We start from the raw sequence: 7,886 nt of genomic DNA on the forward strand, positions 1-7,886 counted from the left end.
AAACGGCCTCCTGCCCCGCGCGTGCGATCATTATCCACGCCCCCTGTTTCCTGCGCGACAGCGCGTCGTCCCCGGACGGGGCGCCAACTTCGTGGTGAAAAAACCATCGACGCGAAGAGGCGGGTTTGCCGTAGCCGCCTGGATCGCGGATAATTTTTCGCCCTTCCGAGGTACAAGCCGGGAATTCGCCGTATGGTTGTCACTATGCTCAAAGGCAAGCTGCATCAGGGCCGGGTCACGCATTGCGAGCTGGAGTACGAGGGTTCCTGTGCGATCGACACGCGCCTGCTTGAGGCCGCCGGTATCCTGCCGTTCGAGCAGATCCAGATCTACAACGTCGACAACGGCGAGCGCTTCACCACCTACGCGATCGAGGGCGAGGCCGGATCCGGGATCATCTCGGTCAACGGCGCCGCGGCACACAAGGCGGCGGTGGGTCATCGCGTGATCATCTGCGCCTACGCCCAGATGGACGCCGCCGAGGCCCGCGAATTTACCCCCGACCTGGTCTATCTCGACGCCGGTAACCGGATCATCCGCACCGGTCACGGGATCCCGGTCCAGGCCGCCTGATTCCCCCTCCCCTCGCGCGCGCCCTGCCCGCAGTTGTCGGGCCGGGGGCGCGCCGCTATCCTCGTCGCCCATGAATCTCCACGAATTTCAGGCCAAGGCGCGCTTCCGCGATGCCGGCATCCCGGTTCCCGATGGCCACGTCATCACGTCCCCGGATGAACTCCCCTCCGCGTGGCAGGCCCTGGGTGCCGAGCGCGTGCTGGTCAAGGCCCAGGTCCACTCGGGCGGTCGTGGCAAGGCCGGCGGCGTGGTGATGACGGATTCCGTCCCGGACGCCAGCGAGGCGGCGGACAAGCTGCTGGGCTCGCGTCTGGTGACCGGCCAGAGCGGGCCCGAGGGGCTGCCAGTGGACCAGCTGCTGCTGGAGCCGGCGGTGAACATCGCTCGCGAGTTCTATTTCGCCCTGCTGGTGGATCGTTCGCGCGAGCGCCTGGCACTGGTGGTCTCCGCCGAGGGCGGCATGGATATCGAGACCCTGGCGGCGGAGCGCCCGGAGGCCGTGGTGACCCTGCCGCTCCATCCGGCCACCGGCGTGATGCCCTTCCACGGCCGGCGGGTCGCCTCGACTCTGGGCCTGTCCGGCGACGCGGCAAAGGCGATGGCGCAGCTGGTGACCAATGCCCACGCCCTGTTCCAGCAGCTCGATGCTCAGCTCCTCGAGATCAACCCACTGGTGCTGACCGGGGACGACCGGTTGCTGGCGATCGACGCCAAGCTGACCATCGACGACTCAGCGGCGTACCGCCAGAAGGCGCTGTTCGCGGAGCGTGACGCGCGCCAGCGCGATCCGGCCGAGGAACAGGCGCGCGAGCACGATCTCAACTACATCCGCCTGGACGGCTCGATCGGCTGCATGGTCAACGGCGCTGGCCTGGCAATGGCGACCATGGACCTGATCCAGCACCACGGTGGTTCGCCGGCCAACTTCCTCGATGTCGGCGGCGGCACCACGGTGGAGCGGGTGACCGCAGCCTTCAAGCTGATCCTGTCGGATGCCTCGGTGAAGGCCGTACTGGTGAATATCTTTGGCGGTATCGTGCGTTGCGACCTGATCGCCGAGGGCATCATCGCCGCGATCCGCGAGGTCCAGGTCCAGGTGCCGGTGGTGGTGCGCCTGGAGGGTACCAACGCCGAGCAGGGCCGTGCCGCGCTGGCCAATTCCGGCCTGGATGTGATCCCGGCTGCCGATCTGGATGCGGCGGCACGCGCCGTGGTGGAGGCCGTGGCATGAGCATCCTCGTCGGCCGCGACACCCGGGTGATCTGCCAGGGGTTCACCGGAAAGCAAGGGAGCTTCCACTCCGAGCAGGCCATCGCCTACGGCACGCGTCTGGTCGGGGGCGTGACCCCGGGCAAGGGCGGTCAGACCCATCTGGACCGGCCGGTTTTCGACACCGTCGCCGATGCGGTCGCGCAGACGGGCGCGAGCGTCAGCATGATCTACGTTCCGGCCCCGTTCGCGGCCGATGCGGTCTGCGAGGCGGCGGATGCCGGAATCGAACTGGCCGTGTGCATCACCGAGGGCATCCCGGTACAGGACATGGTGCGGGTCAAGCAGGTGCTGGCCGGCAGCCCCACGCGACTGATCGGTCCGAACTGCCCGGGCATCATCACGCCGGATGCCTGCAAGGTCGGGATCATGCCCGGCTATATCCACAGCCGCGGGCGCATCGGGATCATCTCGCGCTCGGGCACTCTGACCTACGAGGCGGTCAAGCAGACCTCCGACCTTGGCCTGGGGCAGAGCACCTGCGTGGGCATCGGCGGCGACCCGATCCAGGGCCTGGACTTTGTCGACTGCCTGCGCCTGTTCCGCGATGACCCGGAGACCGACGGCGTGCTGATGGTGGGCGAGATCGGCGGCGATGCCGAGGAACGCGCCGCGCGTTTTATCGCGGACGAATTCGACAAGCCCGTGGCCGCCTATATCGCCGGTGCCACCGCACCGCCGGGTCGGCGCATGGGACATGCCGGCGCGATCATCGCCGGGGGTCAGGGCACCGCGGAGCAGAAGATGACGGCCCTGCGCGAGGCCGGCGCGACCGTAGCGGAGAGCCCGGCGGGGCTGGGCGTCGCGATGCAGTCCGCCCTCGCCGGCGCCTGAGTCGCGATGACCGCCGAGCAGCCCCTGCGTCTGGCCCTGGCCCAGATCAACCCTGTGGTGGGCGGGTTGGACGACAACCGGAACTGTATCCTCGAGGCGATCGAGCAGGCCCGGGCCGGCGGCGCCCGCGCGGTGGTGTTCCCCGAACTCGCGGTCACCGGCTACCCGCCCGAGGACCTGCTGCTGCGTCCGGCTTTCCTGCTGGGGGTGGAGCGGGCGGTGGCGGCGATCATCGAGGCGGCGCGGGACATCGACGTGATCCTGGGCGCCCCGGTGCAGGGGGATGGCGGGCTGATCAATGCGGCCCTCTGGCTGCGCGACGGGGCCTGTATCGCGCGCTACGCCAAGCAGGTCCTGCCCAACTATTCGGTATTCGACGAGCAGCGCTATTTTGTCGCCGGCGACACCCCCTGCGTGGTGGAGCTGGATGGCTGGCAGATCGGGCTGACCGTCTGCGAGGACATCTGGCAGTCGGGTCCGGCCGCAGGGGCGCAGGATGCCGGGGCCGAGCTTCTGCTGAATCTCAACGCGTCGCCGTACCACCGCGGCAAGGCCGAGGAGCGCCTGCGGGTGGTGGGCCAGCGCGTGGCCGAGACCGGCTGTCCGGTCGTCTACGTGAACCAGGTGGGTGGGCAGGACGAACTGGTCTTCGACGGGCGCTCCTTTGTGCACGACCCGGTCAACGGGGCCCGCGCCGTGCTGCCGGCCTGGGCTACCGGACAGGGGCAGTTGGAGGCGAGCCGCGGGGCACAGGGACCGGTTCTTCGTCCGCGCGACGAGCACATGCACCTGTCCGCCTGCGGCATCCGCCCGACCCTGGCCGATCCCGGTCCGGAGCCGGACGAGGCGGACGCCCGTGACCTCTACCAAGCGCTGATGATCGGCATCCGCGACTACGTGACCAAGAACGGCTTCCCGGGGGTCTTGCTGGGCTTGTCCGGCGGAATCGATTCCGGCTTGACCGCGGCGCTGGCGACCGATGCTCTGGGCCCGGCGGCGGTCACCGCCGTCATGATGCCCTACCGCTACACGGCCTCGATCAGCATCGAAGACGCAGAGGAGCAGGCTCGGCTGCTGGAGGTGGAGTACCACGAGATCGCCATCGAGCCGATGGTCGAGAGCTTCATGGGCGGGCTGGGGGACGTCTTGGCGGCCTACCCGGCGGCCACGGGGGATATGACCGAACAGAACCTTCAGGCCCGGGCCCGCGGTGTGCTGCTCATGGCCCTTTCCAACCGTAGTGGCAAGCTGTTGCTGGCCACCGGCAACAAGTCCGAGATGGCGGTGGGCTATTCCACGCTGTACGGCGACATGAATGGCGGTTTCGCGCCATTGAAGGACGTCTCCAAGCAGTGGGTGTATCGCCTGGCGCGCTGGCGCAACACACGCGGGGCGGCTATCCCGGAGCGGGTGATCGAGCGTCCGCCCAGCGCCGAACTGGCGCCGGATCAGCAGGATGCCGACTCGCTGCCGCCGTACGACGTGCTGGACGCGATCCTCGAGGCCTTCGTCGAGCAGGAGCAGTCGGTCGCCGAGATCGTCGCCCAGGGCTTCGACCGGCCCACGGTGGAGCGCATCGCGCGCATGGTGTTCGTTGCCGAATACAAGCGCCGCCAGGCCGCGCCGGGGGTGCGAGTCAGCCCGCGCGCCTTTGGCCGCGACCGGCGCTACCCCATCACCTCCGGCTACCGTCCGGATTGAATGTGCACCGGCGCCGGGCCGGGGGTTTGATACACTCCGAGGCGTGAGACAAGCGCCCGCGCAGCGGGCACAACACAAAGGGATTCGCATGAAGAAGATCGAGGCGATCATCAAGCCGTTCAAGCTGGAAGATGTCCGCGAGGCCCTGACCGAGATGGGTATTGCCGGGATGACCGCGACCGAGGTTCAGGGGTTCGGGCGCCAGAAGGGGCATACCGAGCTCTACCGGGGCGCGGAATACGTGGTCGACTTCCTGCCCAAGGTGAAGCTGGAACTGGTGGTGGACGACGATCGCGTCGATCCCTGCATCGACGCGATCGTGAAGGCTTCGCGCACCGGCAAGATCGGGGACGGCAAGATCTTCGTCTCCGACATGTCGCGCGTCGTCCGTATCCGCACCGGAGAAGAGGGCAGCGAGGCCCTCTAGCACGGCGGAGTTACGGGTGCCATCGTTGCGAGGAGGCGAAGCCGGCGTGGCAATCTCCTGAAGCTCGCAGAGCGTCGGGATCCGGTGGTTGCGGACGGAGGTTGCTCGCTGCGTCCGCCCTTCGGGCCGGACTGCGACCGTTCGGCGCAGTTTCGCTGCATCTGTGTGACGACCCCTGCGGGGCCTCGCAATGACCGAGCCACACCCAAGGCGGTGCGGGTCGCCGGCCCGGGGTGACTTAATTGCTTGAGCCGCTTTACCCGGTTAGTTCGTCAGGAAGGGGATGCGGTCCATCACCCGCCACAGGCCGCGGCGTTCCTGACCTTCCAGTTCCACCGGCTCGCCGGCGCGCACGGCGACGGCGGCATCCGGGTAGTTCAGTTCCAGCACGGTCATGGTGTTCTCGGCGTAGTCTTCCAGGCCGAGCTCGGTGTAGGCGCGATGCAGCACGGCGAGGGCCTTCGGCATCACTTCCGTGCCGGGGTAGGTGGAGATGACGTTGCGCGCGCGCTGGGCTGCGGCGACCCAGGCGGTGCGTTCCATGTAGAACTCCGCCACGCGCAGTTCGTAGGCGGCCAGCGCGTTGCGGATGTAGATCATGCGCTGGTAGGCATCCGGGGCGTAGCGGCTGTCCGGAAATTCTCGGATCAGGCGGTCGAAATCCTGGAAGGACTGGTCGAAGGGTTCCGGATCCATTTCGGCCGGGTTGCGCGGGAACAGGTCGGCGAGAAAGCCCTGCTGGCGGTTGAAGTTGATCAGCCCGCGCAAGTAGTACGCATAATCCAGGTTCGGATGACGCGGGTTCAGCTGCTCGAAGCGATCCACCGCCGCCAGCGCGGGTTCCGGCTCGCCGGCCTTGTAGTAGGCGTAGGGGATCTCGATTTGCGCCTGCTGGGCGTAGCGCCCGAACGGGTAGCGCGCCTCGAGTTTTTCGTAGTACTCGACGGCCTGGTCGTAGTTGCCCTCGTTTAGGGCATTCTTGGCCTCGCCGTAGAGCTGACTGGCGGACCAGCCGAGCGTCGGGTCTTCGCGCCCGGCACAGCCGGTGACCACGAGCGCCACGATCAGAACGACGAGCAGGCGCGACAGGTGCGGGACAGAAATCACGGCGAGGCCTCACAGATGAACCGAAGTGCAGGGATTCTACAACATCAGAGCCCGGTGGCGACGAGCGGGGGGCGGCGGAATGAGTGAACCGCGCGAGGCCTGTCTGCCGGAAGAAGCGGCGGGACAGCGCCTGGATGCCGCCCTGGCACGGTTGTTCCCGGAATATTCGCGCAGCCAGCTGACCCAGTGGTTGAAGGAGGGCGCGCTGCGGGTGGACGGCGGATCGCCCCGGCCGCGAACGCCGGTCCGCGGTGGCGAGCGGGTCGAACTGATCGCGCCGGAGGCCCCGGTGCTGGAGGCGCAACCCGAGGCCATTGCGCTGGATATCCTCTACGAGGACGCCTCGGTACTGGTGCTCGACAAGCCGGCGGGGCTGGTGGCGCACCCGGCCGCCGGGCATCGTGACGGCACGCTGGTCAATGCCCTGCTGCACCATGCACCGGAGTTGGCGCAGTTACCGCGCGCGGGCGTGGTCCACCGGCTCGACAAGGACACCACCGGGCTGATGGTGGTCGCGCGCACCCCCGCGGCCCAGACTGCCCTGGTGCGCCAGTTGCAGGCGCGCAGCGTGCATCGCGAGTACCGGGCGCTGGTCCAGGGGCGGGTGATCAGCGGAGGCACCATTGACGAGCCGATCGGTCGCCACCCGGTGGACCGCAAGCGCCAGGCGGTCACCGGTGCCGGCAAGCCTGCGGTCACCCATTACCGTGTCGCCGAGCGCTTCCCCGCCCATACCCTGCTGAACGTGCGCCTGGAGACCGGGCGCACCCATCAGATCCGTGTGCATATGGTGCATGTCCGCCACCCGATCGTCGGCGACCTGACCTACGGCGGACGGCCGCGGCCGGTAAAGGGCATGGGCGAATTGGCGAAGGCTACGGTCGCGGCCTTCAAGCGTCAGGCCCTCCATGCGGCACGCCTGGAATTCGAACATCCGGAGAGCGGCGAACCCTGCGCCTTCGAGGCCCCGCTGCCGGAGGACTTCGAGGCCCTGCTGGCGGCCCTGCGCGCCGATGCCCGGGAGGCCGGTGATGCCTGATGCCCTGCCGCTACTGACACCGAAGCCCGGCGAACTCCCAGCCGGCCTGTACGCGCTGCAGACCACCCGGGCGGGGGGGGTCAGTGGCGGGCCCTGGGCCTCGCTCAACCTGGCGCTGCACACCGGGGATGATCCTGAACATGTGGCCGCGAATCGACAGCGGCTGGAGCAGGATCTGGGTCTGCCCTCGCCGATCTTGTGGCCGCGCCAGGTCCACGGGACGGGCGTGATCAGTGCCGATGCCCTGCGTGCGGCGCTGCAGGCGGGTGCCACGGCCGAGGCGGATGCAGTGGTCAGCGACCGGCCGGGCGTGGTCTGTGCGGTGCAGACGGCCGATTGTCTGCCGGTGGTGCTGGCGACCGCCGACGGCACGGCGGTCGGGGTGGCTCATGCCGGCTGGCGCGGGTTGGCCGACGGGGTGCTGGAGACGACGATGGTCGCCCTGCGGGATCTGTGTCCGGGTGCACCGATCCACGCCTGGATGGGGGCGGCGATCGGACCTGCGGCCTTCGAGGTCGGGCCCGAGGTGCGGGATGCCTTCCGGGCGCAGGATCCGGAGGCCGATACCGCGTTTCGGCCGGGCGCCGGGGGATGCCTGCTGGCGGATCTCTACCGGCTGGCGCGCCAGCGGCTGCTACGCGCGGGCGTCGCGCAGGTTGCCGGTGGCGGACGTTGTACCTTCACCGAGGCGGAGATCTTTTATTCCTATCGCCGCGACGGTGCGACCGGCCGCATGGGGACGCTCGTCTGGGTCGATCCCGACTACCCGCGATAACCCCGGCCGCGCGCCGGGTCTGGCGCGTGGGTTGCCCATGGAGCTCGCCGCGGCGCAGCGCACTTCAATGGAATGGACGCCCCCGCCCTATTACGGCATCGCGATGTGCCAGAGTGGGGGGTGATCACTCTCACTCGAAGAAGACGGAGGCGTCCGGATGC

General features: G+C 68.6%; 8 protein-coding genes. 7 read left to right on the forward strand and 1 reads right to left on the reverse strand.

Translation table 11 applies throughout. The features are described from left to right. The first annotated feature begins 192 nt into the window (after positions 1 to 192). From panD to ACESLR_RS10985, 5 genes are all read left to right on the forward strand, one after another. Positions 193 to 573 carry an aspartate 1-decarboxylase gene (gene panD, locus ACESLR_RS10965; RefSeq protein ID WP_373026035.1) on the forward strand — a complete coding sequence of 127 codons (381 nt, stop codon included), beginning with the start codon at positions 193 to 195 and terminating at the stop codon, positions 571 to 573. Between the two features lie 70 nt (positions 574 to 643). Beyond that, positions 644 to 1,804, forward strand: coding sequence for an ADP-forming succinate--CoA ligase subunit beta (gene sucC / locus ACESLR_RS10970; RefSeq protein WP_373026036.1), 1,161 nt, complete (start codon positions 644 to 646; stop codon positions 1,802 to 1,804). Further along, a complete protein-coding gene (gene sucD, locus ACESLR_RS10975) occupies positions 1,801 to 2,676 on the forward strand; it encodes a succinate--CoA ligase subunit alpha (RefSeq protein ID WP_373026037.1) in 876 nt (291 codons plus the stop codon). The genes sucC and sucD overlap by 4 nt, the downstream gene beginning before the upstream one ends. Before the next feature lie 6 nt (positions 2,677 to 2,682). Then, positions 2,683 to 4,377: an NAD+ synthase gene (locus ACESLR_RS10980; RefSeq protein WP_373026038.1), complete on the forward strand. Its 1,695-nt coding sequence runs from the start codon at positions 2,683 to 2,685 to the stop codon at positions 4,375 to 4,377. A gap of 88 nt (positions 4,378 to 4,465) precedes the next feature. Further along, complete coding sequence (locus ACESLR_RS10985) at positions 4,466 to 4,804, forward strand: P-II family nitrogen regulator (RefSeq protein ID WP_017940393.1); 339 nt, start codon at positions 4,466 to 4,468, stop codon at positions 4,802 to 4,804. 264 nt (positions 4,805 to 5,068) lie between these two features. Here the strand turns inward: ACESLR_RS10985 and ACESLR_RS10990 are convergent, their stop codons facing one another. Beyond that, positions 5,069 to 5,911: an outer membrane protein assembly factor BamD gene (locus tag ACESLR_RS10990; protein WP_373026040.1), complete on the reverse strand. Its 843-nt coding sequence runs from the start codon at positions 5,909 to 5,911 to the stop codon at positions 5,069 to 5,071. A 79-nt stretch (positions 5,912 to 5,990) separates the two neighbouring features. On the opposite strand from ACESLR_RS10990, the gene rluD reads away from it, so the two are divergent. Then, the gene (gene rluD, locus ACESLR_RS10995; RefSeq protein WP_373026041.1) at positions 5,991 to 6,950 is read left to right on the forward strand and encodes a 23S rRNA pseudouridine(1911/1915/1917) synthase RluD; all 960 of its coding nucleotides are present in this window, start codon (positions 5,991 to 5,993) and stop codon (positions 6,948 to 6,950) included. Further along, positions 6,943 to 7,725, forward strand: coding sequence for a peptidoglycan editing factor PgeF (gene pgeF, locus ACESLR_RS11000; protein WP_373026042.1), 783 nt, complete (start codon positions 6,943 to 6,945; stop codon positions 7,723 to 7,725). Before rluD ends, pgeF begins: the two co-directional genes overlap by 8 nt. Positions 7,726 to 7,886: the final 161 nt, after the last annotated feature.

Origin of the sequence: Thioalkalivibrio sp. (genome assembly GCF_041685615.1) — a bacterium.
In the GTDB taxonomy this organism is placed as follows: domain Bacteria; phylum Pseudomonadota; class Gammaproteobacteria; order Ectothiorhodospirales; family Ectothiorhodospiraceae; genus Thioalkalivibrio.

Bases quoted from the DNA above. Each gene is read 5' to 3' on its own strand.
- panD (WP_373026035.1), top strand. From the start codon at position 193: ATGGTTGTCACTATGCTCAAAGGCAAGCTGCATCAGGGCCGGGTCACG.
- sucC (WP_373026036.1), top strand. From the start codon at position 644: ATGAATCTCCACGAATTTCAGGCCAAGGCGCGCTTCCGCGATGCCGGC.
- sucD (WP_373026037.1), top strand. From the start codon at position 1,801: ATGAGCATCCTCGTCGGCCGCGACACCCGGGTGATCTGCCAGGGGTTC.
- ACESLR_RS10980 (WP_373026038.1), top strand. From the start codon at position 2,683: ATGACCGCCGAGCAGCCCCTGCGTCTGGCCCTGGCCCAGATCAACCCT.
- ACESLR_RS10985 (WP_017940393.1), top strand. From the start codon at position 4,466: ATGAAGAAGATCGAGGCGATCATCAAGCCGTTCAAGCTGGAAGATGTC.
- rluD (WP_373026041.1), top strand. From the start codon at position 5,991: ATGAGTGAACCGCGCGAGGCCTGTCTGCCGGAAGAAGCGGCGGGACAG.
- pgeF (WP_373026042.1), top strand. From the start codon at position 6,943: ATGCCTGATGCCCTGCCGCTACTGACACCGAAGCCCGGCGAACTCCCA.